Below are 25,442 nucleotides of genomic sequence, written 5' to 3'. Positions count from 1 at the left end.
TAGAAACTTTAAAATAAGATGCGATCTAATATTAGAGAGTTATTTTACTACATAAAACCTAATCTATCTTATTTCATCGTAGCTTTTATTGCAGTTCTATTTTCAGCTTTAACGATTCTTCTTTTTGGTAGGGGCTTAACCAACATAATTGATTCTAGCGCAGAGCACAATTTTACTACCAAACTATTAGTTGCAATACTTATAGTTTTAGCCATTTCTCTCACTGCATTTATTCGGTTATATTTCATTGGCATTGGCAGCGAAAAAGTTATCGCAAGAATCAGATATGACTTATATAGCAGTATCACTAACTTGCAACCAAGCTTCTTTGAGAATATAGGCGTACAAGATGTTATCTCAGCGTTAATTACTGATACCTCTGTGCTGCAATCAATAATAAATAGCAGCTTACTAACCATATTACGAAATTTTGTGATTCTGATTGGTAGTGTTGCCATGTTATTATATACAAATATACAACTAACTGCGTATGCAGCAGCAATAATACCTATACTACTCATTATCATGACCTCACTTGGAAAAAAAGTGCGTAGCTATGCACGCTTTGCCCAGGATAAATTAAGTGAGCTTGCGTCATTTAGTGAGGAAAATTTTCGATCTATAGTGACTATTAAATCGTTTGTACTCGAAGAAAATGAAAAAACCCGTTTTAAAGAGTATTTAAACTCAGTATCAAAATCATACGTAAAATTAGTACTCTTGCGTGCTATCCTAGTAACTCTAGTTATCACGTGTGTGATAGGTTCACTGGTTGTTTTGCTCTTTTTTGGTATTAAAGAAGTCTTAAGCAATAATATAACTATTGGAGAACTCTCCTCATTTGTGTTTTATTCAGCGCTCGCAGCAGGAGCTATAAATAATTTGAGCGATAATATCAGTGATTTACAACGAGGTCTTGGAATAGTAGAGCGTTTATTTGAATTTAAAAATATGAAAAGCTCTATAGCAGATGCCGATGATCCTATAAAAATTTGTAGTGTTCAAAAAGGAATTTCGTTTAATGGCGTAACATTTTTTTATGCTGATAAGCTAGCGTTAAATAACGTATCATTTTCTATAGAGGCAGGTCAAGCAGTATCAATTGTTGGGCCATCTGGCAGTGGTAAAAGTACCATTTTAAAGCTTCTGCTCCGTTTTCATGATCCAAACAAAGGTAGCATTACTATCGATGGGCACAATATTAAGTCAATTGCGCTAAATGACCTCAGATCGTTGTTTGGCTTAGTGCCACAAGATCACATGATATTTTCTTGCTCAATAATGGAAAATATACTATATGGCAAACCAGGTGCTGAATATGAGGAAGTAAGGCAAGCAGCTACCAGTGCTTATGCGATGGAATTTATTGATAAGCTGTCTGATAAATTCGATACATTTGTAGGAAAAAGAGGATTAAAACTCTCTGAAGGGCAAAAACAACGTATTATAATAGCAAGAGCGATACTCAAAAACCCTCAGATTTTAATACTGGATGAAGCAACTTCCGCCCTTGATTATGAAAGTGAGAACCTCGTGCAAAAAGCATTGAGCAAGTTAATGCAAAACAGAACAACGATCGTAATTACACACAGACTATCAACCGCACTTAAAACTGACAAGATTATAGTAATTAATCATGGAAAAGTAGAAGAAGTAGGAACTCATGACTCTCTAATGAGTAAAGACGGGCTGTATGCAAAGTTGATGAAGATAGGGTAGAAATTTAAATCATAATGTTGTTAATATGCTGGATTTGGCAATCAAGTTATTAAATTTTTAATTATTTTAACTTATAATAATATCATAGTATTTTTCAAAGGATTATTATGCAATATTTAGTACCTTTCAGTCAGCCAGCACAATCGTGTTATAGTTCGCTTCCATCAAGACCAAACTATGCTCAACCTACTCGTGATATTAGTACGTCTCGAGATAATTTATGTAAACCTACTCATGATATTAATACGTCTCGAGATAATTCATGTAAACCTACTCATGATATTAATACGTCTCGAGATAATTTATGTAAACCTACTGATGATATTAATACGTCTCGAGATAATTTATGTAAACCTATTTGTGATGTTGATTCGTCTTACGATCATGTTTGCCAATATTACGCCTATTATGACACGCACCCAAATTCTTGTGATGCAGGTGTGTTTTCTTACTAGAAGATTGTTTTTAAACAACTCACAAACGTACGTGCTGTTATTCTAGCTATATGTGTTTCAAGAGCATATGGATTGAATAATCCATATGCTCCTTATTCATAATGACTATAGCAACAATTTTTTCAGCAATACAATTAATTTACAGTTTCTTTTTGGAATCTTTGCTCGTAGTAAAATTTCTGAACTAATACTTACTACTTACACAATAGCTGATCTTTCTCTCATTAATTAACACAATAGCATTCTACCTTATACCAATTCTCAATAATAATGAGACAAATGAAAAAGAGTGCTTTCCGTGTATAACTGGAGGTTTAAGTGAATTTATCGTATATTCTATTTGTCTTTCCAATAACGAAATTTAGTATTACTAAGTTAAATTACACTACCATAAAAATGGTATTCTGAAATATGTTATACCAATTCTCATTATGAGGAGGACAAATAGGAGACATAGCAGAGTTGTTTAATTGTAGAGTGGGCAAGGGAAGCAACAAATTTACACAAAGTAAACTCAAGGAGAGTAATTGTATCGTATATTTTATTACGCAAAATGTTCTGTTTTATATATAACCAAAGTCTTGCAACTGCAGGCGAGTATGGTGATAGGTACACAATCTCAATATTTTTAGGCACCTTTAAATTTTTTGACTTATGCCAACTAGCACAATCCATAACTAAAAAAGCCTCTCTTGTTCCTAAATATTGGGACATCTGCTTAAGAAATACATTCAGTGTTGACATTCGGTGCAAATAAGCTAGAGTTCTCTCCATTTTTAGGATTAACTGCACTGTAGAGATAAAAATTTTGTCTACCTAATTTTATTTTAACCTTTGTCCTGATGCCCTTTTTAAACCAACCACGTCCGACTTTCGAATGTGTGCCAAACCGCGATTCATCAAAGAAAAACAGCTCTTTTCCAAGATACTTGCCAATAACTTCATTGAGATTTTTTTTTGAATTCCTCTTGCTTTCTTTTATCTTGTACGTTGTATTGGTGTAATATATGAAAATTTCATATATTACGGTGCACTGTAGACTTACTGACATTCAGACCAAATTTTTCCTGAATCTTTATTCTCATTTCTTTAATAGTATAGCTCTTTTCACAATAATCCGAACAGATCATAATATGCTACTAGCCTACTATAGGTATAAACACATATCTTACCCTGTTCGGACTATTATAAGAAAGGCTATAAGAGGTTGTCCACAAACCATTAAATTCAAGCATATTCCCTACTTAACATAACTTTACTCATAGCCAGATATATGAAACTTTCAGTAGATGTTGTAAGTAAATCGTACTCCTTTGATAGCCTTCTATTTCTATTGATCCAAGCAAAAGTCCTCTCTACCACCCACCTTCTCGGTTGTACTGCAAATCCAGGATCCCGTTGTGGCAATAGTTCTGGTGGTGTATCTTTATGCACCCAAAACCTACATGGAGGTCTTTTCACAATTTCAATATCTATCCCATGTTCTTCCTCTATATGGGTTTTTAAATCTTTTCCTTGGTACCCCATATCAGCCCACATTTTCTTAATATTGCTGTATTTTTCTTTCATATTGTCCAATACCATCTTCACCCCATCTCTGTCATTTTCGCTTGCAGCTCCTACATAGCAACCAAGCACAAATCCTTGAGTATCTGTGATTATATGTCTTTTTCTCCCATTTACTTTTTTTGCACCATCATAACCTTTGACCCCCCTTTTTCCGTGATTTTTACCGATTGACTATCCACTATGCATGCGCTTGGCTCCTCACTTCTTCCCATTTTTGACCTACTATATTTAGTGATATCATAGTTCACTTTCTCAAAAATCCTCTGCTTTTTCCATCTTCTAAACTGTTCATGCACAGCCTTCCACAACGGAAAATCGTGTGGTAAATTGCGCCATTGACATCCTGTGCGCAGTACATAAAGAATTGCATTCAGTATCTCACACTTACTGTATTTTGGCGGCCTTCCTCCTTTCTTATACGATACCCTGAAGTGTTTTTCTATTCGGGACCATTCCCTTTTACTTAAATCTGTTGGATATTTTTTCCTCATCTCTTACCTCAATATTCTGCCTTTATATACTACTTATTTCTTGATTTGTGGACAACCTCTAATATTAGGATTTTCTTCTATCCATACTTCAACTTGCTCAAGTTGGCTATGATTCAATCTAGTTTTTTTACGGCGTTGAGCAGGAGCAAATAGTTTTTCTTCTCTTCCAAATTTTAAGTCATGAAGTTACTGCGTTTCTTGAAATGCAGCATATCTTTGCTACAGCCGTTATGCTACGCTTTTTTGCTGCAATTACAGCATTTAGTTTTTTTATGCATTGTTTCTTACTTTTTTCAGCATTTTTCTTGCCGATTCCACCACTTGCTCATCTAATAGTTTTGATCTTAATCCTATTTTACCCCGCTATTTTACTTGTTTCAGTATGGACTTTTTTTCTCTTTATTGTCTATCTGCTCTCTCCTTAATGGGAGTTGGTATTACAAATCAAGAATCTTGAACATGCTAGTTTTAATCTTAGAATTATAAAATTATTAACCTTTTCACTATATAATAATCTAATTAATTGTTTTCTTAAGGATCGTTATGACTCATCAATCTTCAGACCCCCTGCGAAAGTAGAGAAAAAGGAAGAGAGAGATAAAAAAGGATGTAAAATAATAAATTTAGCAGAGGTAAAATGACAATAAGTTACGAAAAAATAGCAAAAACACCTTATATCTTTTGCCAACTAACAGGGTTAAAAGTAGAAGAATTTCAAAAAATAGTGAAAAAAGTTAGGCAAGAGTGGGAAAGGATAGAAAAAGAGAAGAAATGCCATGGAAGGAAATCACGCATTGGAACATTAGAAGATAAAATTTTATGTGTATTGATTTATTATAGAACTTATATAACTCATCCATTTTTAGGTTATTTGTTTAATTTGCACAACTCCAATATTTGCCGGCTATTGAAAAGAATGGAACCGTTACTAGCTAGAAAAATTACGATCAAGAAGGATAGAGCAATGACACCAGAGAAGATACTAAAGGTTTTAGCAGATGTTACAGAGCAGTCGATACAAAGACCTAAAGATGTTAAGAAACGAAAGAAATCCTATTCAGGGAAGAAAAGGTCTAACACAATAAAGACTGAAATTATTATAGAAGAAACTGGGAAAATTTTGTCTGTGTCAAAATCACATAGAGGTAGAGTGCACGATTTTCTCATAAGAAAACAGGAAAAGTTTCTTTCAACTAATAGCATAAAATATGCTGATTCTGGTTATCAAGGTTGGCAAAAGTTGCAGAGTAACGTTTTGATACCGTATAAAAAATATCGCAAAAAGCTACTAACAGCAGAGCAAAAGGAGCATAATCAGAAGCTTGCATCGTTTAGGATGAGAGTAGAAAATAAGATACGGGAGATCAAGATTTTCAAGATTATGTCGCACGTTTACCGCAATTTTCAGAAGAAACTTAATATGAGATTTAATATTATCTCTGCTATTATTAATCTAAAGCATGCTTTTTAATTAGTTTCTGTTCCTACACTTTCTTACCCTATTTTGTTACTTACCCGTTTCGCAGGGGGTCTTTCTTTATCTACACGTACGAATTCATGTATTCCTACTCGTGTAGCTTGCATAACTGACTCACGTTGCCATCGTAACTTTGACCCACGACATGATGGACTTGAGTTAAATATACAGCTTCCTGACTTCGATTTAAATATACCACCTTGTCCTGCTTGTCCCCCTTGTCCTTCTTATCCACAACCTAAGCCTGAACCTAAACCTAAAGAACTCGTTGATCTTTCAAAGCTTTCAACAAGAATCAATATATTAACTGATGATATTGTTAATGCTCATACCGAACTACCAACAGGCCTGAAGTCTAAAGAGTGTGCAAAAATTATTATGAACGCTGAAAATGACCTTGAGATTAAAGGTGGTAAACTTGTGGGCGAATGTTACAACAGTCCTAAATGTGATGAATGTGTAGAAGCAATAAACTCTTCCATAATAGAGAAGCAATATGCTGACCCCTTTGTTTCTGACCACAATATACCAGCATTAGAAGGCATTGTTTATATTCTATAAAAGTAATAAAATGTGTACATTGTTAGTACACACTTTCATTTTGTGGTTAATTTTTTAATAATTTTTTTTTACTGAAGGAGTTATTTTATGTTGAAAAGCACATATTCTTATCCAAATCAAAAAAATACAAGTCGTGCATGCTTATTACCACCTGATACATGTTCTGTTAGTGATATGATGAGAGTTAATTTGTTCACAAAGTTGGATGATTGTAAAGTCAATAAGAGTAAGTTGATTTATGATAAATGTGGTAAAGATCTTAAGTGTAAGATTGATGATAAGACTATGAATGAACTGAAAAAATGTTTTAAGTTTGAGATTGATGATAAGACTAAAAATGAACTGAAAGAAAATATTAAGAGTTAGCTAAAGAAAGGTCTTAAATTTGAGATTGGTGATGAAACTAAGAATGAATTGAAGAAAGATATTAAGAGTGAGCTAGAGAAAGGTCTTAAATTTAAGATTGATGATAAGACTAAGAATGAACTGAAAGAAAATATTAAGAGTGAGCTAGAGAAAGGTCTTGAATTTAAGATTGGTGATGAAACTAAGAATGAATTGAAGAAAGATATTAAGAGTGAGCTAGAGAAAGGTCTTAAATTTAAGATTGATGATAAGACTAAGAATGAACTGAAAGAAAAGATTAAAAATGAACTAGAGGAAGATCTTAATTATAAGATTGATGATAAGACTAAGGGTGAATTGATAAAGGAAGTAGAAGAAAAAATAGACAAAGAATTAAGGGTAAAGTTAAATTGTGACATATTAAAAATGTGTAACCTTGAAGAGAAAACTAAAGAAATAATTGATGATGGTGAGTGTAACCGAAAAGGATGTGAAAACAGCAAAAAAGATGGTAACTATATTGACGTAAGTAACGATGGTAAGCTTTATATAAGAGAGGCAATAAATAAATTATACCCTGACTTAAGTGAAGACATTATTGGCAAGATTAAAACTAATGATTATTATGTAAAACAATTTGGTATAAAAGTAACTAACTGTGATAAGAATGGTATAGACTACAGTTATATCACTAGTAGAGGAAGCATGGATTCATGGTGCGTTACTATTCCTTCGGGTAATCTTTGCAAAGAATCTTATGATATACGGCAAGATGTTGAAAGTGATCAGTATGAGAATTGTAAAAATCATATTTTTGATGATGAGGCTTATGTAGTAAGCGCAAAAGTATATTACAACGGTGGAAGCATCGACAAAAATAAGCCAGCGGTAGTGCTTTCTCAAAATCAACCACTGATTATTGCTGACAAGAAAACGCATAAACTTGTAAAAAAAGATGGGACAATAAGTGATAAAACACTTGATGAATGCAAAGAATTTTTTGATAGTGATAAAAGAATAACTAGTTGTGCAGAAGAAAAAGGAGATTGTGAAGTTTGCAAAGAAACAATTTGGGATTTTCAGGATGTAGTACCAGCGTTTTTTATATAAGGGAATCAAGATCTTGCATAACCATATGAAAAACCAATAGCCCATTCTTCTTTGTCATTCCAGCGTTACGCGTTGGAATGAAAGGCTATAGGTGTCATCCAAGTAGCTGACACGGAGCAACACGTCATACCACCGCGGCCGCTAACGAGTAGCGGAATGACAGTTCTTCAAATTGTCGGTAAACCTAAGTCGCTTTAGCTATAAATTACATCAGATAACCCTTCAACTTCCCCCACTTATCCGTTATACTACCACAGGTCTCTCTTTAGACGAAATTCAACAGATTTAAAATAAAAAATCAGTATATATTAATATCTTAACTTCTTGATGAAAAAATAAGTAAAAAAGATTTAAAAATTGATTTGACTTCACTCGAAAGCTATGGCTCTATGCCAATGCTGATAAAAAAACAGCAGTAAATATTTAAAAAAAATTTGTTGTTAGTGAAGGGTAAATTATATGAATAATAATAAGAATAAAGAAGAAATAGAATTCAGAATATTAGAAAGCAAAGGCAAAGCACTACTTGATCGTGAAATCAATGGAGACGTTTCTAAGTGCAGTATATGAAAGGCCACAAGCTCAAGAAATTGCTAAAAATCTGGTGAATACCTATACGGGAGTAGGAAGGATTTTAGGTAGAGAAATGGATGACCTGAAAGTTATAGAAGGAGTAACTGATTCTGCAGTAGCAATGATTATGTGTGTTAAGGAAACGTTAGAAAGAGTACTGAGAGAAAAAGCTCAAAAATAAGCCAATAATGGACTTACAAGGGCTATTAGAATACTTGAACGTAAGTATAGGCCACTCACGAAAGGGAATGTATAAAAATACTGTATTTGAATAAGAGGCGCCAATTAATCGGAGAAGAATCCTATATTGGTGAAATGGAAAAAGCGCCAGTATACATAAAGGAAATTACAAGAAAAGCATTAATAAAAAATGCAACACTAATAATAATGTCACATAACCATCCAGGAGGGAGCTTAGAGCCGTCAGAAGAAGATCAAACAGTAACGAAGAGCTTAGGCAGCAGCATGTAGTACTGTAAGCGTTAGATTATTTGATCATATTATTATCACAAGTGGGGGCTATTTTAGCTTTAGAGAAAACGGATTGTTATAGCAAAAAGTATTTGCAAATCCACTCACTATAATTTATAATAAGTAATAAAGTGTATAAACTAAGATTTGTATACTTAAAAAGTATTTTTAATATGGGGGTTATATGACTAGTAAAGATCGGAATAAAAAGACTAATGTTAATTGTATGGTCCCAGAGTGTGAATTTAGTGTAAACAAATCAGGAGCACTGTAAACATATAAATTCAAAAGGTGTAAGACCATTGAGAGTTTTGAGTCTTTTAGCGTAATTATAACAAAAGCATAAAGATGCTCTTTGAGTTGCTGATGAGATCGATAGTAATACTTCTTAACTGTAGCATTTTTTAAGGTTTTATTCATACGTTCAACTTGCCCATTTGTCCAAGGATGGCTAACTTTTGTCAAACGGTGTTCAATATCATGTTCTTCACAAACTCTATCAAATATATGTTGAAAGGCATACTTATGACGCTTCTGATTAGTAAATTGTATACCGTTGTCTGTCAAAACGGTACGGATTTTATATGGTAAAATTCTAATCAAGTTACGTAAAAACTCAGCAGCTATAGGTTTTGTAGCGCTTTCGCGAAGCTCAACATAAGCAAATTTGGACGTTCTGTCTATAGCAACAAACAAATGCCTTCCTCAGTTCTAATATCAATATGAAAGTAGCCGATAGGATATTGTTTGAACTTCTTTTTAGGCTGGATGTCTCCATCAACATTTGGTAATCTGCTAATATCATAACAACGATGCAAACTAGAACGAGTCAAATATGGAATTGTTGCTTGTAAAGCATATAGGCAATCATCTAGAGGAAGAAGCGTATGTTTACGAAATGCAACAATTATAGCCTCTTCCTCTTTGGTTAAAACTTTGGCTGTTTTGGTCTCATATTCACATCTTTGGTGAATGAACGTTTTTTCCATTTGACAATAGTTTTTGGATTAAGATTATAGCATTGAGAAAGTTTTGCTATGCTCTCTTGACTATTTTGTATTGTCCTACGCACTGCCCCTGTTGTTCTGGTGCACCCGTGTAACCATAACTCCTCCTTTGATGGTATTTTTTTCTCACATTCTATCATACCATCACACTCCGGGACTGTACAATATCTTCGGTGTCCAGATTCGTCGATATACACTAAGTTTTCAGGTTCTTTTGTTTCTATAATTTTTGTGAATTTGGCACGATTTTCTTCGCTTCTTTCTTTGTACCCATAGGTCTTTTTTTCTCGTAAAATTGACCTTTTTTAAAGCTCCGCTAATCGTTTGACAACTTATATTGCCCAAACAGTTTAGCCATTTCTGATAGAGTTTTTCCACCGTGCTTTTTAGCAAATTCAGCAAACGCATTCCAGTCGGTAATTTTATGGTTATAGCCCACGCTTCCAGGCTTTTTTGACTGAAAATCTCCCGTTTTCTCACGTCTTTTCTTCCACTCGTATAAAGTTGTTTTTCTGATCTTAAATCTCTTGGGCTCCACTCTCTCCTTCATCCAACGCTTCCATTACCTTTTTCCTTAAGTCATAACTATATGCTACTTACCTTCACTACTATAAATCCATATCTTACTCTTTTTCTACTATTATGAGAAGGGCTATAACTTATCCTCTAAACATTCTAATAACTCCATTTTTTGATTTATCATATATGTTGGTATCAACGACTTATGAAATAAGCTCCTATTTCATTGATTTGTTTATTGGCACAAAATAACCGAGATTAGCAAATCATTGCTTAATATATTACTTACTATATCCTTGGTCTGACCTCCGTTAAATTAAGTTGGTCTATTTCATGTAGTCGAAAACTCCGGACTTAGTATTGCTTTCATAGCCACTGTAGCACCCTTATATACATCTCTTCCATACTGTTAGGTAGAGCCACTGTCCAATAATTTAACACTATTAAATTGCTGTAAGATTTTGCAATCAATCCGTAGACTGTTTTTAAATAAACACAAAATACATTTGTTTCATAAATTCCACTGCTTCTTCAGTAAATCTAAACCTTGTTTTGTTATATCTCTCGTTTAGTAATTGACACATTGTTTCTACGCTACAATTATCAACTCCTATAAGACCATGGCTTTTACGAACGACGAACCTTTTAGCTTTCTCTTTCTTTTTATAAACCTTGTTGTAATTGAGATTTTGTCTGCTTTTTCATTAAAAAAATCTTTGAGCTTTTTTGATAAGCAAGTTATTTTATTCATTGGTTCTCTCACTAAAAGTACATCTGGGAGAACTTATTATTCTATCTCTTTCATACCTTTATTTCCTTAACTTGACGCCTATGGTTTATTTTACACTCCCCGTTCAGGCGATTCAGCAAAACTGTTTTTAAAAGCCTCTTACTTAATCTTATATCACCAAAATTAACAATTCCAAATTCACTTTCTGCCCATTTACCAGTTGAGGTGCTTATATTTCTTTTTATCATATATTCCATTTTTAGATCATAGATCTATTTATAATAGAAAGTTGAATTAGTAAAATAGCAGCTTTTTCTCTATTTATAGATTTATGGGTAATAGTAAGCCTTAGAAGTGGGGTTACGCTACTCCTTTCTATCCGTTTTCTTGGGCAATCCACTTTCAAATCTAACACACATCTCAGTGATTATAATATCCAATTTTTGATCATGTTGTTCTACAGGTAAATCTTTACAATATTGTTTCTCATAGGCTACACCTATAAATATTTTTCCAAGCGGCCGTAACTTTTTTATCATTGCATCATACCAACCACCGCCAAAACCTAATCTATTAAAATGATCATCAAAAGCAACAACAGTAGTAATGATTGTGTCGGGAATTACATCTTCATTTGTTTCGTTCCATCCCTCAAATCTTAGCAACTGATTTTTATCAGGAATTGCTACTTTATAACCTAAATAGAGCAAACGACACATCAAAGGGACAACATTTATTTCCCCATCCATTGGAATGTAAGCCGCAATTGTTTTGCCTTTAACGTAGCTTAAGTTCTGATTAAAGAAATTAATAAGGGAATTTGCCGCATAATTAGAATAACTTTCATCAATATCTTTTCTTATAGTTCTATATTGCTCTCTTATTTCCTTTTTGTGCTGTTTAATGTCTTTGAACATGATCTATCCATTTCGCAGTGAGTTTTTCTTGTAAACTATTTTGTTTTAAGCGCTCACTTAAAAAATCAAAGTCAATAAATTCCATATCCTGGTCTTGATTACTGCAACTATAAACAAAACTCCTTTCTCCTGTTTCCGTATTTATATGTTGCTGAACACACTGAGCGCAGATTTCCTTCATCATACATTGCATAGGAGAATTAACTGACGATATTGCTATGTGACTTGACTTCAGATATGGCTTTAAAATTGTTTTTCTAGCGTCATTTACAGCTTTCATCATTTTATCAGAACCAATAGTGATGATTTTATCTATAGCGTTCAAATTAATACCTAGCTTTCCTTGTTGATAAGAGATTATTGCATCAACTATATTACCATGAAATGATTTATCTTGATCTCTGCTTGTGTCTATCAATCCTTCTTCACATGCCCAAACTACCGCATTTGATGCACGTTCTATCAGTGCTCGTTTAAATACATCACTTAATTTCTTATAGCCAGCAAAGTACAAAACCTTATTATTATTTTCAAGACACGCCTTCCCTATCGAAAATAATACTGCATTTCCAACTCCACCACCAATTAGCATTATATTCTTCATGTGCTATTTTAACTATATTTGTTCAAATTTTTTGAAATTTTATAGAACAAAGTAATTTTCGCATACAAAGCCAGAGACAAGGACACTCTCTGGCTTCAACTAATGCCGGTAACTGACAGCTGAATTTTTACGCATATCATCTAATAACAAGTTGCTTTGTATCATAATTTTTTGTTGGCGCATCTGCCATTTAATTGCTTCTATATCCGCTACATTACTCTTGATATCACACAATATTATCAACTTTGCAGTGCCATTTTTTCTCAATTCTACTATCTCATTCACACTTGTTTTACTAAATAAAATCTGTAAATCAGGACTTAAATCTCGCATTTTTATTTCAAACTCTTTTGCATTTGGCAGCTTAAAATTATCTGCCAATTTATCAAAATTTAAACAATTAACTTTTTGCTCCTTGAGATTATCCAATAAACTTTCTGAACCTTCAACCACAATCTGTTTTAATTTTAAAGTGCTTTCCAGCAGCGCATAACTAAGCTGTACTTTATCTATGACTTTTATAACGGAGTAACCTCCGCTGAAACTAACCGGACCTGCTATATCGCCGGTTTCTAGTCTTTCTAAAACGCTCTTAAGTTTATCTTTGAACTGACTTAAATTAACTGTTGCTTTACGTATCTTTATTGAAGATTCTGGGTTATTACTATTACGTAATTTTTTTACTAGATCTTTAGCTATACCATAAACGTCCTTGCCTTTTTGATCAGGAATTATAAACTCTTGGAACGTGATAAGATAATCCGGCTTTTCTGTTTGCCTTTTTACATCATCTACTTCTTTATCGCTTATCTTAATAAATGGCATAATTCCTACTTCAATAATCTTGTCCCACAACAGCTGACGCTTCATTTGTTTTTTTAGGATGTTGAGATCTATATTATGCTTCTTTACGTATTGATCAGCTTCATTAGCCTTAAGTTTAAAATTTTGGGTTAAAAATAACATGATAGCATTATCTAACTCCTCGTTGCTCAATTTTATATTCAGCCTCCGCGCTTCGTTGATAATGATAATTTCGTCTATTAGCTCCCTAAGAATTTGAGGCTTTGCTTCTTTTTGATTAACACTTTGAGTGCCAAACAATGAATTTATCAAGTTGATGCGTTTTTCGATGTCCAAATTTGAAATTGGCTCACCATTTACATCTGCAACAATTTCAATCTCGGTTGCAAGCAACCTAAATGGCAACATTATTAATAGTAAAATTAATATTTTATGCATATAAGGCTATTCAGCTAATAACCAATTCTATAATAAATGCTGAGTGAATGCTAGCTAACTTTTTAATAGTTAAAGAAGGAAAGAAAATCACTGCAATAAATACCTAAATAGTAGTAGTATACGGAGCAAAGGGTACTAAAAAAAACTTCTTCTCACGACTATTATGTAAAATAGGTAAAAGTAGCTATATTCCTTTTTTCTGATAAATACAGGAAATAGGCTTTTTTGGCTACAAATGCATAATTCGTTTCTATATTTTATGTTCAAGTGTTAAGTTTGCAATCAATAGACTTCTTGCATAACCTAAGGAAGCAGCTCAAAATTATAGAAAGAGGCAAAACCGCAAACCGAAACGCCTTCGTTTATTTCTATACCTGTCTGAAATTATTTTAAATCGCTTTAGTAAACCAATAACTACAACTCTTTGGCTAGATGTATGGTCCCAGAGTGTGATGGTGTGGATTTAGTGTAAACAAATCAGGAGCACTGTAAACATATAAATTCAAAAGGTGTAAGACCATTGAGAGTTTTGAGTCTTTTAGCGTAATTATAACAAAAGCATAAAGATGCTCTTTGAGTTGCTGATGAGATCGATAGTAATACTTCTTAACTGTAGCATTTTTTAAGGTTTTATTCATACGTTCAACTTGCCCATTTGTCCAAGGATGGCTAACTTTTGTCAAACGGTATTCAATATCATGTTCTTCACAAACTCTATCAAATATATGTTGAAAGGCATACTTATGAGTGCACCAAGAAAAGCGTTTAGAAGACAGTTGGTCAACCTAGGCAAAGTCTAGCCAGCAGCCTAGACCATTATGCTGCGTAAGGTAACGAGCGTAGTAAAGCTAATGGAATGGACAATGCAGGGTGCAACGAAAGTGAAGGTATTGAGTTCCGAAATTGCCAACATCATGGAGGTCGACACTTTCCATATAGTGGAAGACAGTATGAAGGATAACGACAAGGCAAGTTATCACTCACTCTATCGGGATCTGAGGCCGTGTCATGTATTGAGATGGAGTTTACGTAAACTTGGGAGATCCTTTGTATTCCTATTAAGGTACGTTGGAACAAGTCAACAAAGGCGAGATTAACGGAAGATACAAAGGAAGTCGGACTGATTGATAGTACTCAGAGTGTGGGAAACAAGGGGAAGCGATCAGCGGTATAGTTAGGGATTGTTACACCAACACAACAGAGGTTGGGATATGATGCAAGGAAAACTAAATCAGATAGCAGTAATAAAAGATGCTGTGAATGCTACACTGAAGAGCCGTATGCGGGAAATTCGCAAGTACGGTTCTGTTGGGGGGATCATAGCAACTAAACCTAATAGGAGGATTTAAAGTTATGATCTCTACCAGACGATAAGTAAAAGCAAGCCATTATATGCAAATAGAGTATCAGAGAATATAGAAAAAGCAGATAGCAATAGAATTTCCAGCATATGGACAAGAAAGAGCAGCAAATGAACTGAAAAAGAGAGGAATTCTAATATCTGCTAGCGGGAATATGGCAAAGAAACGACCTTGAAAATTTTAAAAAGAGATTGAAAGTGCTGGAAGCAAAGGTAGTACAAGATGGTATAATTTTGACAGAGGAGCAAGTTACTGCTTTAGAAAAAGCTAAGGAACAAAAAGAGGCACATGGCGAAATTGAGACACAACACCCTGGATACTTAGGTAGTCAAGATACATATTATGTAGAAAGGTATTGGACGAATTTATCAACAAACTTTCATTGACACCTACTCTAGAGTGGCCTTCGCTAAGCTTTATACGGAGAAAACTGCCATCACAGCTGCAGATCTTCTCAATGATAGAGTTATACCATTTTTTGATGAACAGATTGCTACGCATTTTAACCGATAGAGGTACGGAGTATTGTGGCAAACCAGGGAATCATGCGTACCAGCTATATTTGGGAATAGAAAATATTGATCACTCTAGAACCAACTCCACAGACTAATGGCATATGTGAAAGGTTCCACAGAAGATGAATGTTACAATATTATCTTTAGAAAGAAAATTTACACCTCTTTGGCAGAACTTCAGTTAGACGTAGACCATTGGGTGCATTCTTACAATAGATCTAGACCACATTCGGGTAAATATTGCTATGGCTATGCAAACCTTTTTTGACAGCATGCATATTGCCTACCAAAAAAATATTGATAACATTAGAACAGATTCTGATATCGGTTTTGACTTCGTCGATTCTTCTGTCAGTTAATTCATGCCTGTCAGATTAAGTCTGGGCTATTACAGCTTAGCTACTCATTGACCAGTCAACTAGATCAATTATTGCTGCCAAATATAGCCAGCCATCCTTAGTTTTTCTGTATGTAAACCCATACTTTATTTGGCTGACTAGTAGTGGTCCAATATATTGGAAGTTATAACCCTATTGTCAGTCTGCTGTTTTTTGCTTTTGAATCTTCGCCTCAGTCTAGCTTGTTTTTTTGCATGATATCCTGCACTGTTTTGATGTTGCAATTTTTACCTAAAGCCTTTAGTTTAGGTGCCCCATATCTACAATTAGATGCTTGGTGTATTTTTTGAATATCTGCTAGAAGCTGCTCCCTTGTTGCTGCTTTTCTTCTTACTAGTCCATAGTAGCCGCTAGCAGATACTTTCAAAATCCTGCATAACTCCTGTACTTTATAGTAGTTTCTATGCTTTTTGATAAATAAATCTTTGTAACTTGCAAAATATCCCAGGGCTTTTTTTGAAATGTCTCTTTCTCTAGTAACTCTTGTTAGTTCTTTCTTTAATTCAAACTTTTCTTTATCACATGGTGCCAACTTTCCCTTACCAGGAAATGCTTCTTCTATTGATCCTTTTTCGTTATATTTTCAGTCACTTAGTGTACTGTTATCTATTCCTAAATCTTTAGCTATTTTGCTTGCCCCGTTTCCTTTACCAACTTTATTGCCTCTAATTTAAATTCCACTGTGTACTTTTTTCTGTATAATAAGCTCTCATAATCATGTTTTATTTTACCTCAAAAATGGCTTAACTTCCTCTCTACTTTTTCTGCGTAAGGTCAAACCAGCATCAGCTAAAACTTGATAACATCGACTCTTTAAAAATCCTAAAGTCATGTCGTTTACCGTTAGCAAAGGAAGTACATACAATTTTCCTGTTAAAAACATTTGCTCCCTTTCCAACCTCAGCTTGCCAAAAGAGCATTTTGCTATTTTTCGGTATTGACTTAGCACTCACACTACAGAAAACTATAGAATACAAAATAGCTGTAATTAGAAGAAAAATTTTCACTTATATAATTTTACTATAATGGTAAGTAACCTAACAGACAAGATCCCGTTTGTAAAGATGCACGGTACTGGTAATAGTTTTGTTATCATAGACTCACGTTCAGCAAATAATTTAGACTGGAATTATAGACAAATTGCTGATCAAAGCAGTTGTGATCAAGTAATAATTATAACAATGTCTAATGCTGCAGACTGCTTTATGCATATCTATAATGCTGATGGCAGTCGAGCTGAAATGTGCGGAAACGCAGCACGTTGTGTTGGATATTTGATAATGTCAGAAAAAGGTACTGAATATATCACTATTGAGCTGGTAAACAATCGTATCTTAGAATGTTTTAAAATGAGTGATAAATCAATAAAGGTCAATATGGGTAAACCACTGCTTAAATGGCATGAAATTCCTCTTTCTTGTGAATGCGATCCCCTTTATCTACCTATAGAGCTTGAAATGCTGAAAGAGCCAGTTGCAGTAAATATTGGTAACCCTCATATAGTTTTTTTTGTTGATAACATAAGCGAAATACCATTGCGAAATTTAGGACCAAAGCTAGAAAATCACGAATTATTTCCTCAGAAAACAAATGTTAGTATTGCACAAATAGAAAAATCTGGAGAAATAAACTTAAGAATTTGGGAAAGAGGAACAGGTATTACTGCTTCATGTGGTAGCGCAGCTTGTGCAGCATTTGTTGCATCTGTACTTCGTAAGTGTTTGGCTACCAAACAAACTTCAGTAAATTTACCAGGAGGTCAGTTACTGATTGAGTGGTCAGGAAATGTATTGATGAATGGCGATGTAGGGTTTATGACCTAGGCGGTTGTAAGTTGGAAATATGATATAAAAGAAGCAAGAAGGAAGGTAGCTCTATAAAAAAATATAGTTATCAAAGGCTTGAGCGACCGTAAGACGGTAGTATTACACATACGTAGATATCAAGGTACTCAAGCCTATCCTTCGAGACGTTTGAATAGTTGTTTGGGACATACATATGCACCCGTTTACAATCTTAAATTTTAACTTAAACTCTCGAGGTTCTTTATGGTTATATCTTATCAAAATTTTATTGGCATTGATATCGGAAAACTTGAATTTGTCATTGCAGTGAATGAACAAAAAAGTGTTATCAAGTTTGACAATAGTTGTTCTGGCTGGAAACAATTTTACCAAAAATTTTCAAATATCTTACCCAATTCCATGATAATTTTAGAAGCTACAGGAGGCTATGAGCTTGGCTTATTGTATTTTCTTATTGACAGAAACATTGCTGTGCATCGTGCTAATACTCGTCAAGTTAAAAACTTCATTCTATCTCATGGAACTTTGGCAAAGACTGACAATCTGGATGCAAAAGCGCTTGCCCAATATGGTGTTGAGCGTTGTGGACGTCTGCAGCTATTTACACCTATCTCAAAAGAACAAACCACCTTATTTACACTTTGTCAGCGTCGTGATGATATTACGAAAATGCTTGTTCAAGAAAAAAATAGGCTTAAAACTCCTGGAAATGATTACATTAAGGAAAGTTGTCAACAAACTATTGAATTCCTCAATAATCAGGTAGAAAAGCTTGATCAAGCTATACAAAAAATAGTCAATGAAAACCCTGAACTGAACCGATACCAGAAGATTCTTGAAACAGTTCCTGGAATAGGTAGAAAAACCTCTCAATGTTTATTGTGCCTTATACCGGAACTTGGTTCCTTAAACAAAAGGCAAGTTGCAAGCCTTGCAGGTGTTGCACCTCATCCTAAGGAAAGTGGTAAAGCTATTGGTTACCGAAGGATTATAGGTGGAAGAAGTAACGTTCGTTCAAAGCTTTTCACAGCTGCTATGGCTGCTAGAAACTCCAAGTCAGAACTTGCTGCTTTTTATTGTAAGCTTATTGATAGTGGTAAAAGAAAGATGGTAGCACTCACTGCACTTATGCGTAAAATTATAGTCATCGCCAATGCCAGACTTAAAGAAGCAATTAATTTGCATGTTTAGAAATTTACATGGCAATAATTAAAATTAGTTAATGAATATGTGCGTCCACACACACACTAAACGCACATATTCATTGGCTTAAGCAAGGTAGTAGCTGTTTGATATAAAATTCTATTCTTATACGACAAAATGGGGTTTTATTGCCCATATGAAGTTGCAAAATTACACAAATAAAAAATTTTTAAACATAGTTGATATCTGTTCAGATGCGTGGCAAATATTGAAATCAATGCTCCCTTTCTTGTCACCCCAGTGCTTGACACTGGGATGGCTTTGTTGCATCGCTTATCGGATAGTGGGTAAAGCATAATAAATTCATGAAACTACCTCAAACTTAGCCGTGCCAATATCAGTAAATTTATTGAGCAAGTAGCATTTTATTAGCAATTCTTTTTCTCGATTTATCTCATTCTAAAACTAAACCCAAATATTTGCTTGAGAAAAATCCTTCAATATATGACCTTTTCCCATAAATTGCTTCCACTCTTTCACACCTTCTTTACCACATAATCTAATGGCGGCATTTCTCTCAGCCATATAATCCAATTTTGTATGTTCTGCTGCACAATTTTTCGGTAGAACTTTTGTCTTTATATCATATACAATTTATAAAGCTTGTGCCTATCGTATGCTCTATAATGCTTTTATAGCGTGCTGAAATCAAGTCAGCAAGTACCGTAATGGTTGACCATTGCTATATTTTGCAGCAATAGCTTTTTTACTATTTATATTCAACATTACATCTTACCTGTTTATAACTGCGATACTTTCCTATTTTCCTTACTGTAGCCAGGGGTGTTATTATAAATTTGTGCTGTCTATGGCAATTGCAATATCTTCCATATTGTTTTTATCAACTCTGCAATCATCGATCTTAATATTGAGTTTTTTAAACCTTCTTGAAGCCTGCGAATAGCTATTTCCTACTTGCTGCAAATATCCTTTTATAAACCCCACCGTTTGCCAATTCTAAAGAGACTAGCGACTATATGCACTAAAATCACAACTTTATCACTATAAATATAATTGCCACCTCGCATTTTGGGGCTATTTTCGTACCAATTTTCCATTAATAAAATGAAAAATATTTCCTCTTTCTTGCAGAAATCTGTTATATTCATGGCAGTTACTGATCTTCATTTTAGTTGGCATATTTTTCTTTCGTAGGTTAAATGCTTGTTTTATAGTGAATTTTGTCAGTAACTGCCATTTCTTTTTATTGAGCTATGCAACAAAGCCCACTGGCATCCAGAAGACTGACCAGGCAATAAGAACTGGTCACGCGCTGAAATGACATCTCTATAGGACTCCCAACTAATCCAAATATTAAGAAATTTACTAAATAAAAAAAGACAAAAGAATCCCCGAGTAGCGAGTTTTGACCCTATAATAATTTAAATTGGCATTGTAATAATGTGCTAACGCTTATTTTAAGCGCGTTTTGGCTGAATGTAGAAAAAATAAAAAAGACATGCAGCCGCTATAATTTTATGTAATTTGCCAATAAATATCTGAGTTTTTTTACTGAATTTTGTCGTTGAGCCCAAAAACAAGGATAAATACTCTCATTGGTATGATAAGGGAAAGTGGGAGGTTTTGTCAAGTAACTTTTGTCGTTGCTATAGCTACTTGAGTTTCTGTAATCATAATGTTTTTGCAATGTATGCATGGAATTTTATTTACTCTACAATATGTTGGTTTATAGCAGTACTAATACAGAAATAAATGGAGGAAACATTGAAAAACAATATAAAAAAATTGAAAGGAAATTTTTTAGAACAAGCAATTAGAGTAAATCATGCTGGCGAATATGGAGCCATTTGCATTTATTCTGGTCAAAAATTTATTCTTAAAAAATCTTCCATAATTGACAAAATAATTGAAATGGAGGAGCAGGAAAAAAAACATTTCCACTATTTTAATGAGAAAATCAAGGAGCAAAGAGTTCGTCCTACTGTTTTGTTGCCAGTTTGGCGTGTTTTAGGGGTGTCACTTGGTGTTGTAACTGCCATGATGGGTAAAAAAGCTGCTATGGCTTGCACTGCTGCAGTTGAAGAAGTGATCGGAGAGCACTATAAGGAGCAAGTCTTACATTTAGAAGATGGGGAACTAAGAGAAACTATAAGTAAATTTCGCGATGAAGAGTTAGAACATAGAGATATTGCAATTCAGCACAATGCTGAAAGCGCACTTGGCTACAACGTTTTATCTTCATTCATAAAAACAAGCTGCAAAGCTGCTATTTACTTCTCTAAGTTGATTTAATCAATCACTATTTTGACAATCACATTTGCCTTTAGTTCTTCTGTTAATTACTGTCTCATATCCTCTGCTCTAATTTCACGCGTATGAATATTTATAATTAATTTCTTGTCCTGAAAAATATATTAATTTAATCCCTTACCTGAGTGTTCTTGTTGCTGCGAACATGTTTGCATAAGACTAGTAGATGGAACATCCTTAATAGTCTGGGGTAACCCTATAGGAGTATTCTCAAAACTCTTGCCTATAACTTCTGAAACACTTTTCCCTTCTATAAGACAATTCCCTACAATGCTTGATTTATTTTCTAACTTGCTAAACCTTATTTTGCTTTCCTCATCAATTTCTACTACCATTTTGTTGCCATCCTTCCGTAGATAAATACTAATCTCTCCTAGTTTAGTAGTAAAAAATATTTCAATACCACCTTTCAAGATATCTGTGTAATTTCTTTTTCCGTCTTTTGTGATTTCAACTCTTACTATACTTTCCTCAATTTGAAATATGCCAATTTCTAAATCTTTAGCTTTTTCATTATTAAAAATTCTTGCAGTTTCAATAATACTACCTTGTGGATATCGAATGTAAAAATATTTATTATCTACTTCTAGGTCATATTCATCAATTTGCTTATTATCTTTTTTTACAATACCTTCATATGCTATACTCTCTAGAATTTTTCTCCTACTCTTACATTGCTCGTTCAAATTATTTAAATAATCAGAGTCATAATATCCGCCCTCAATATCGCTATAAAAAGACAACCCTTTTTCTACTCCGCCTTTTAACACTAAATTATGAGTGATATTTTGTATGATATTTTTCGTAGTTGAATTATGTGGATTTGTGTGAAAGCGATTAATCAATTCTTCCATTTTTTCAAATATTAAATTTGTTACAGTTTTATCATCCTTACCGTAATACGAGTTTAATCTTATTCCTTGGTTTAAATAATCCTCTGTTATGCGTTTAATGTACCTTAAAACGCTTTCTTGCTCATTGTGTTCTGTTACACCTCTTATCATCTCATCACAAAATTTTTTAATTAGATTTTGTTCATCTATAGTTAATGGTATTTGCAATTTCGTAAAAGATGAGTCTCGCTCAAAAAGATGATTTATTGACCATCTCTCTGCTATTTCAATAGAGTCAAGACTTTTGAGATATTCTATAACATCTTTATTTTTTTCGTACCTTTTCTTGGTTAAATACATGTGCCTATTCTTACGACTTATGATCGGTAATTCTGGATTTGGTGAGCTATTCAGTCGATTCTTGAAGAAGTTATAAGAGAGCTGTTCAAGCTTTAAAAGATGATTACTTTCATCTCGTTTGTTTACCTGATTAACCATATTGTATACCACTACTCACTAAAGCTTTTTAGTAATTATCTCAATACATAGGTAAGTCAATAAAAAATATCTTTTTTTCTTCGGTACTTAAAAATTGTCAAAAATCTCAAAAGGAGAATAGTTTACTAGAATTGATCTAAAAAAATCAATTGGTGAAGGGGTTCTGCTCTCAATTTTTTTGCTGTAAATTTCTGTAGCATTCTACAAGATCAACCTCACATTCACTCTGTTTTTATATCGGAGCTAAAAATATCAGCCAGTGAAGTCCTATACACCAAGTACTAGCAACTATCACAAATAGATTTGTTATGTTAAGTAATACCAGTTACCCATACTTTGTTTGATTAATTGCGTATAACCTACTTTCTGATATATATCAAAGTTATCATAGAAAGCTTCAGCTTTGAAAGGGATTAACAAATAAAATTCTTGTATTTTGCCTCTGCTAAAGTACAATCAGGCTTTATTTAATATTTTTTATGCTCAATGAAGTACATGAGGAGTGTGGGGTATTTGGCATAAGTTGCAGCCAAAGTGCTGCTTTTAATTCTATACTCGCTCTACACGCTTTACAGCATAGGGGTCAAGAGTCTTTTGGCATAGCAACTAGTAACAACGGTAAGCTACTCTCTTATCATTTTCAAGGTCAGGTGAGCAGCGTACTTGATGATATAGATGAAATAAAGAAATCCTTACCTGGAGATTGCGCAATAGGTCACGTTCGATATTCAACAAGTGGTAGTAAGTCTGGAATACAGCCCATGCTTGGTAAAAGTGACAGATTTGGCAGTTTTGCTATAGCACATAATGGTAATTTAATTAATATTTCTCCTATACGCGAACAATTAATTAAACAAAAGTGCATTTTTCAGTCAGATATTGACACAGAAGTACTAGTGCATCTGATAGCAAAAAGTGAGAAAGATAGCTTCTTGAAGGGTTTTATATATGCATTAAAGCAAATACAAGGTGCTTATTCTTTTGTAGCAATCAATCAAGAAGTAATTATTGGAGTACGAGATTCAGCAGGAATCAGACCTCTTGTTTTAGGAAAGTTAGATGGTTCTTATGTTCTTGCATCTGAAACTTGTGCTTTTGATATAGTAAATGCGAAGTTTGTTAGAGAAGTAGAGCCAGGTGAGTTAGTCACCATTGATCGAAATGGTAATTTAGCTTCAGCGTTTCCTTTTTCACAGCAAAAATCAAGTTTTTGTATTTTTGAATATGTTTATTTTTCAAGACCTGATAGCATAATGGAAAGCAGGTCTATATACGATGCAAGAAAAGGGATAGGAAAAACACTTGCAGAAGAGAGTCCACCAAAAAACAATGTGGATATGATTGTACCTATACCTGATTCTGGAATACCTGCAGCTATTGGATATGCAAAGCATTCAAGGTTACCCATGGAACTGGGAATAATTCGTAATCACTACATAGGAAGAACGTTTATACAGCCAACCGCTGAAATACGTAAGGTTAGAATAAAATTAAAATTCAATGCTAATAAGCATACTTTAAAAGGTAAAAACATAATTTTAATAGACGATAGTATAGTGCGTGGTAGTACGCTCAGAAGTATAATAGTTATGTTAAAAGATGCGGGAGTAAAAGAAATTCACTTAAAGATTTCAAGTCCACCAATTAAGCATTCTTGTTTTTATGGAATAGATACACCAGATTGCAAAGATTTAATTGCCGCAACTCAATCTATAGAAGAAATAAAGAAAAGTATAGGAGTAGATAGCTTAGCCTTCTTGAGTATTGATGGACTATATAGGGCTGTTAAAGCAGAAAGGCGTAACAATGCTACACCACAATATTGTGATGCTTGTTTCACTGGTGACTACCCAATTGGTAAGTAATCTATTATTAATGAAGGTGAGGTTTTTTCTATATTATACTAACAGTTTTGAAAATAGACTTTTTGCATAACCGTATAATTTTTACCTGGGCGCCATTTATGTAAAAACTCCTTTACAAACTCCACCATTCCCCTTACCATAACACTGAAGGTATTTTATTACCTTCAATCTGTGCAGATTAAACGACAAAAGCATAACACAGTTGGCGTCTTATCTTTAATTTTTTGCACTATGCGCACCTTATGTCTTCACAATATTTCTAGGTTTTTATCTATATAAGCATCAGACAAACAAAATCTGTCAAATCAAGAAGAAATACCAAAATTTAAGTTTAGCAATTTTCGGGTATAGTTGTGCAGGGAGCGTCTCTGCAGTTATAACCGATTTTTCCAGTGGTGCCTTAAGTGCCCGTAGGTTAGCATGGTTTTGGAAGGAAAATCACTGATGGAGTCTTTGAGACTACCTCGATTAGAAGAGCGTATAATTCAACCGTTCCAAGCTGAAGTGCTTTTCAATTATTATATGATGGAGGTTAGAAATGGCAAAAACAAAAAGTAAATTAGAGGTCTGATGCGGCAGGAATAGATATCTGTGCATTATGTATGTGTACCAGAAGGAAGAGATAAACAGAATATACAAAAATTCTGCTGCTTCACAGAAGATCTTTATAACTTAGCAAAGTGGTTAAAGAGGTGCAAAGTTACTACAATAGCCATGGAATCAACAGGAGTGTATTGGATCACTGCCATTAAGTTAAGGGAAAGAGAAGTTAAGATTGGACAAAAAATTTGAAGCGATTGATAATTATGGTAAATACTAGGGTGAATTTTTAAGAAAAGGGAGTCTGAAAAGTGCAAGTTATTTAAAAAAGTAATAATTGCAGGTTATTTTGCAAAGAATGTA

The 25,442-nt window shown here is 33.9% G+C and carries 19 protein-coding genes and 11 pseudogenes; 13 read left to right on the top strand and 17 right to left on the bottom strand.

Annotated features, from left to right (window positions below):
* Positions 1-18: 18 nt before the first annotated feature.
* Positions 19-1,719 carry an ABC transporter ATP-binding protein gene (locus ABLO99_RS02395; RefSeq protein WP_349968107.1) on the top strand — a complete coding sequence of 567 codons (1,701 nt, stop codon included), beginning with the start codon at positions 19-21 and terminating at the stop codon, positions 1,717-1,719.
* An 884-nt stretch (positions 1,720-2,603) separates the two neighbouring features.
* Here ABLO99_RS02395 and ABLO99_RS02390 read toward each other — a convergent pair.
* The 3 genes and pseudogenes from ABLO99_RS02390 to ABLO99_RS02380 form a co-directional block, all read right to left on the bottom strand.
* Positions 2,604-3,271: pseudogene (locus tag ABLO99_RS02390) on the bottom strand (IS630 family transposase); the annotation flags it as partial.
* Between the two features lie 130 nt (positions 3,272-3,401).
* Positions 3,402-4,234 (bottom strand): IS5 family transposase gene (locus ABLO99_RS02385; protein ID WP_349967383.1). Its coding sequence is split into 2 segments (ribosomal slippage): positions 3,402-3,868 and positions 3,868-4,234, totalling 834 coding nucleotides; the frame shifts between segments, so codons are not numbered across the junction.
* 60 nt (positions 4,235-4,294) lie between these two features.
* Positions 4,295-4,588, bottom strand: a pseudogene (locus tag ABLO99_RS02380) (IS630 family transposase); the annotation flags it as partial.
* A gap of 283 nt (positions 4,589-4,871) precedes the next feature.
* Between ABLO99_RS02380 and ABLO99_RS02375 the strand changes: the two are divergent.
* From ABLO99_RS02375 to ABLO99_RS02355, 5 genes and pseudogenes are all read left to right on the top strand, one after another.
* Complete coding sequence (locus tag ABLO99_RS02375; RefSeq protein ID WP_349967716.1) at positions 4,872-5,705, top strand: transposase family protein; 834 nt, start codon at positions 4,872-4,874, stop codon at positions 5,703-5,705.
* 33 nt (positions 5,706-5,738) lie between these two features.
* Complete coding sequence (locus ABLO99_RS02370) at positions 5,739-6,272, top strand: hypothetical protein (RefSeq protein ID WP_349968106.1); 534 nt, start codon at positions 5,739-5,741, stop codon at positions 6,270-6,272.
* 87 nt (positions 6,273-6,359) lie between these two features.
* Positions 6,360-6,638: a hypothetical protein gene (locus ABLO99_RS02365; protein WP_349968104.1), complete on the top strand. Its 279-nt coding sequence runs from the start codon at positions 6,360-6,362 to the stop codon at positions 6,636-6,638.
* A gap of 48 nt (positions 6,639-6,686) precedes the next feature.
* Positions 6,687-7,727, top strand: coding sequence for a hypothetical protein (locus ABLO99_RS02360; RefSeq protein WP_349968103.1), 1,041 nt, complete (start codon positions 6,687-6,689; stop codon positions 7,725-7,727).
* 459 nt (positions 7,728-8,186) lie between these two features.
* A pseudogene (locus ABLO99_RS02355) lies at positions 8,187-8,853 on the top strand (JAB domain-containing protein).
* Between the two features lie 98 nt (positions 8,854-8,951).
* Here ABLO99_RS02355 and ABLO99_RS02350 read toward each other — a convergent pair.
* The 9 genes and pseudogenes from ABLO99_RS02350 to ABLO99_RS02310 all read right to left on the bottom strand — a co-directional run.
* Positions 8,952-9,918, bottom strand: a pseudogene (locus ABLO99_RS02350) (DDE-type integrase/transposase/recombinase).
* A 36-nt stretch (positions 9,919-9,954) separates the two neighbouring features.
* Positions 9,955-10,341, bottom strand: a pseudogene (locus tag ABLO99_RS02345) (IS630 transposase-related protein); the annotation flags it as partial.
* A gap of 92 nt (positions 10,342-10,433) precedes the next feature.
* Positions 10,434-11,048, bottom strand: a pseudogene (locus ABLO99_RS02340) (IS4 family transposase); the annotation flags it as partial.
* 83 nt (positions 11,049-11,131) lie between these two features.
* Positions 11,132-11,275 (bottom strand): annotated as a pseudogene (locus ABLO99_RS02335) (transposase DNA-binding-containing protein); the annotation flags it as partial.
* A 117-nt stretch (positions 11,276-11,392) separates the two neighbouring features.
* Positions 11,393-11,944: a 5-formyltetrahydrofolate cyclo-ligase gene (locus ABLO99_RS02330; RefSeq protein WP_349968100.1), complete on the bottom strand. Its 552-nt coding sequence runs from the start codon at positions 11,942-11,944 to the stop codon at positions 11,393-11,395.
* The gene (locus tag ABLO99_RS02325) at positions 11,928-12,548 is read right to left on the bottom strand and encodes an oxidoreductase NAD-binding domain protein (RefSeq protein ID WP_047759048.1); all 621 of its coding nucleotides are present in this window, start codon (positions 12,546-12,548) and stop codon (positions 11,928-11,930) included. The genes ABLO99_RS02330 and ABLO99_RS02325 overlap by 17 nt, the downstream gene beginning before the upstream one ends.
* Positions 12,549-12,647: 99 nt before the next feature.
* Positions 12,648-13,790 carry a SurA N-terminal domain-containing protein gene (locus tag ABLO99_RS02320; RefSeq protein ID WP_349968097.1) on the bottom strand — a complete coding sequence of 381 codons (1,143 nt, stop codon included), beginning with the start codon at positions 13,788-13,790 and terminating at the stop codon, positions 12,648-12,650.
* Positions 13,791-14,112: 322 nt separating this feature from the next.
* Positions 14,113-14,223, bottom strand: a pseudogene (locus ABLO99_RS02315) (IS5/IS1182 family transposase); the annotation flags it as partial.
* Positions 14,219-14,536, bottom strand: a pseudogene (locus ABLO99_RS02310) (integrase core domain-containing protein); the annotation flags it as partial. The pseudogenes ABLO99_RS02310 and ABLO99_RS02315, both read right to left, overlap by 5 nt.
* Positions 14,537-15,001: 465 nt before the next feature.
* Between ABLO99_RS02310 and ABLO99_RS02305 the strand changes: the two are divergent.
* Together ABLO99_RS02305 and ABLO99_RS02300 are read left to right on the top strand one after the other, a co-directional pair.
* Positions 15,002-15,139: a hypothetical protein gene (locus ABLO99_RS02305; RefSeq protein WP_153295409.1), complete on the top strand. Its 138-nt coding sequence runs from the start codon at positions 15,002-15,004 to the stop codon at positions 15,137-15,139.
* A gap of 21 nt (positions 15,140-15,160) precedes the next feature.
* Positions 15,161-15,916, top strand: a pseudogene (locus tag ABLO99_RS02300) (integrase core domain-containing protein); the annotation flags it as partial.
* Positions 15,917-16,236: 320 nt separating this feature from the next.
* On the opposite strand, the gene ABLO99_RS02295 reads toward ABLO99_RS02300, so the two are convergent.
* Together ABLO99_RS02295 and ABLO99_RS02290 are read right to left on the bottom strand one after the other, a co-directional pair.
* Positions 16,237-16,596: an IS3 family transposase gene (locus ABLO99_RS02295; protein WP_349968094.1), complete on the bottom strand. Its 360-nt coding sequence runs from the start codon at positions 16,594-16,596 to the stop codon at positions 16,237-16,239.
* Between the two features lie 195 nt (positions 16,597-16,791).
* Positions 16,792-16,947: a hypothetical protein gene (locus ABLO99_RS02290; RefSeq protein WP_349968092.1), complete on the bottom strand. Its 156-nt coding sequence runs from the start codon at positions 16,945-16,947 to the stop codon at positions 16,792-16,794.
* A 142-nt stretch (positions 16,948-17,089) separates the two neighbouring features.
* Between ABLO99_RS02290 and dapF the strand changes: the two genes are divergently transcribed.
* Both dapF and ABLO99_RS02280 read left to right on the top strand, forming a co-directional pair.
* Complete coding sequence (dapF, locus tag ABLO99_RS02285) at positions 17,090-17,887, top strand: diaminopimelate epimerase (protein WP_349968090.1); 798 nt, start codon at positions 17,090-17,092, stop codon at positions 17,885-17,887.
* A 225-nt stretch (positions 17,888-18,112) separates the two neighbouring features.
* Complete coding sequence (locus ABLO99_RS02280; protein WP_349967103.1) at positions 18,113-19,060, top strand: IS110 family transposase; 948 nt, start codon at positions 18,113-18,115, stop codon at positions 19,058-19,060.
* Positions 19,061-19,861: 801 nt separating this feature from the next.
* Here the strand turns inward: ABLO99_RS02280 and ABLO99_RS02275 are convergent.
* Positions 19,862-19,996 (bottom strand): hypothetical protein, encoded by a 135-nt coding sequence (locus tag ABLO99_RS02275; protein WP_349968089.1) that lies wholly within the window; start codon positions 19,994-19,996, stop codon positions 19,862-19,864.
* Positions 19,997-20,004: 8 nt separating this feature from the next.
* Positions 20,005-20,181, bottom strand: a complete 177-nt coding sequence (locus tag ABLO99_RS02270; RefSeq protein WP_349968087.1) for a hypothetical protein — start codon at positions 20,179-20,181, stop codon at positions 20,005-20,007.
* A gap of 604 nt (positions 20,182-20,785) precedes the next feature.
* Between ABLO99_RS02270 and ABLO99_RS02265 the strand changes: the two genes are divergently transcribed.
* On the top strand, positions 20,786-21,325 hold the full coding sequence (locus ABLO99_RS02265) for a demethoxyubiquinone hydroxylase family protein (RefSeq protein ID WP_047759141.1): 540 nt from the start codon (positions 20,786-20,788) through the stop codon (positions 21,323-21,325).
* Between the two features lie 122 nt (positions 21,326-21,447).
* Here the strand turns inward: ABLO99_RS02265 and ABLO99_RS02260 are convergent, their stop codons facing one another.
* Complete coding sequence (locus tag ABLO99_RS02260) at positions 21,448-22,674, bottom strand: hypothetical protein (RefSeq protein ID WP_047759142.1); 1,227 nt, start codon at positions 22,672-22,674, stop codon at positions 21,448-21,450.
* A 479-nt stretch (positions 22,675-23,153) separates the two neighbouring features.
* On the opposite strand from ABLO99_RS02260, the gene purF reads away from it, so the two are divergent.
* Positions 23,154-24,539, top strand: coding sequence for an amidophosphoribosyltransferase (gene purF, locus ABLO99_RS02255; protein WP_349968085.1), 1,386 nt, complete (start codon positions 23,154-23,156; stop codon positions 24,537-24,539).
* 588 nt (positions 24,540-25,127) lie between these two features.
* A pseudogene (locus tag ABLO99_RS02250) lies at positions 25,128-25,316 on the top strand (IS110 family transposase); the annotation flags it as partial.
* Positions 25,317-25,442: the final 126 nt, after the last annotated feature.

The sequence above is a fragment of the Wolbachia endosymbiont of Armadillidium arcangelii genome, from assembly GCF_040207875.1.
Lineage (GTDB): Bacteria > Pseudomonadota > Alphaproteobacteria > Rickettsiales > Anaplasmataceae > Wolbachia.
The sequence above is the reverse complement of the archived record's forward strand: the minus strand, read 5'-3'. Positions and strand labels throughout refer to the sequence as shown.

Coding starts and splice junctions, on each gene's coding strand:
- ABLO99_RS02395 (WP_349968107.1), top strand. CDS start 19: ATGCGATCTAATATTAGAGAGTTATTTTACTACATAAAACCTAATCTA.
- ABLO99_RS02375 (WP_349967716.1), top strand. CDS start 4,872: ATGACAATAAGTTACGAAAAAATAGCAAAAACACCTTATATCTTTTGC.
- ABLO99_RS02365 (WP_349968104.1), top strand. CDS start 6,360: ATGTTGAAAAGCACATATTCTTATCCAAATCAAAAAAATACAAGTCGT.
- ABLO99_RS02330 (WP_349968100.1), bottom strand. CDS start 11,944: ATGTTCAAAGACATTAAACAGCACAAAAAGGAAATAAGAGAGCAATAT.
- ABLO99_RS02325 (WP_047759048.1), bottom strand. CDS start 12,548: ATGAAGAATATAATGCTAATTGGTGGTGGAGTTGGAAATGCAGTATTA.
- ABLO99_RS02320 (WP_349968097.1), bottom strand. CDS start 13,790: ATGCATAAAATATTAATTTTACTATTAATAATGTTGCCATTTAGGTTG.
- ABLO99_RS02305 (WP_153295409.1), top strand. CDS start 15,002: ATGATGCAAGGAAAACTAAATCAGATAGCAGTAATAAAAGATGCTGTG.
- ABLO99_RS02290 (WP_349968092.1), bottom strand. CDS start 16,947: ATGTTTTTAACAGGAAAATTGTATGTACTTCCTTTGCTAACGGTAAAC.
- dapF (WP_349968090.1), top strand. CDS start 17,090: ATGGTAAGTAACCTAACAGACAAGATCCCGTTTGTAAAGATGCACGGT.
- ABLO99_RS02280 (WP_349967103.1), top strand. CDS start 18,113: ATGGTTATATCTTATCAAAATTTTATTGGCATTGATATCGGAAAACTT.
- ABLO99_RS02270 (WP_349968087.1), bottom strand. CDS start 20,181: ATGAATATAACAGATTTCTGCAAGAAAGAGGAAATATTTTTCATTTTA.
- ABLO99_RS02265 (WP_047759141.1), top strand. CDS start 20,786: ATGGAGGAAACATTGAAAAACAATATAAAAAAATTGAAAGGAAATTTT.
- ABLO99_RS02260 (WP_047759142.1), bottom strand. CDS start 22,674: ATGGTTAATCAGGTAAACAAACGAGATGAAAGTAATCATCTTTTAAAG.
- purF (WP_349968085.1), top strand. CDS start 23,154: ATGCTCAATGAAGTACATGAGGAGTGTGGGGTATTTGGCATAAGTTGC.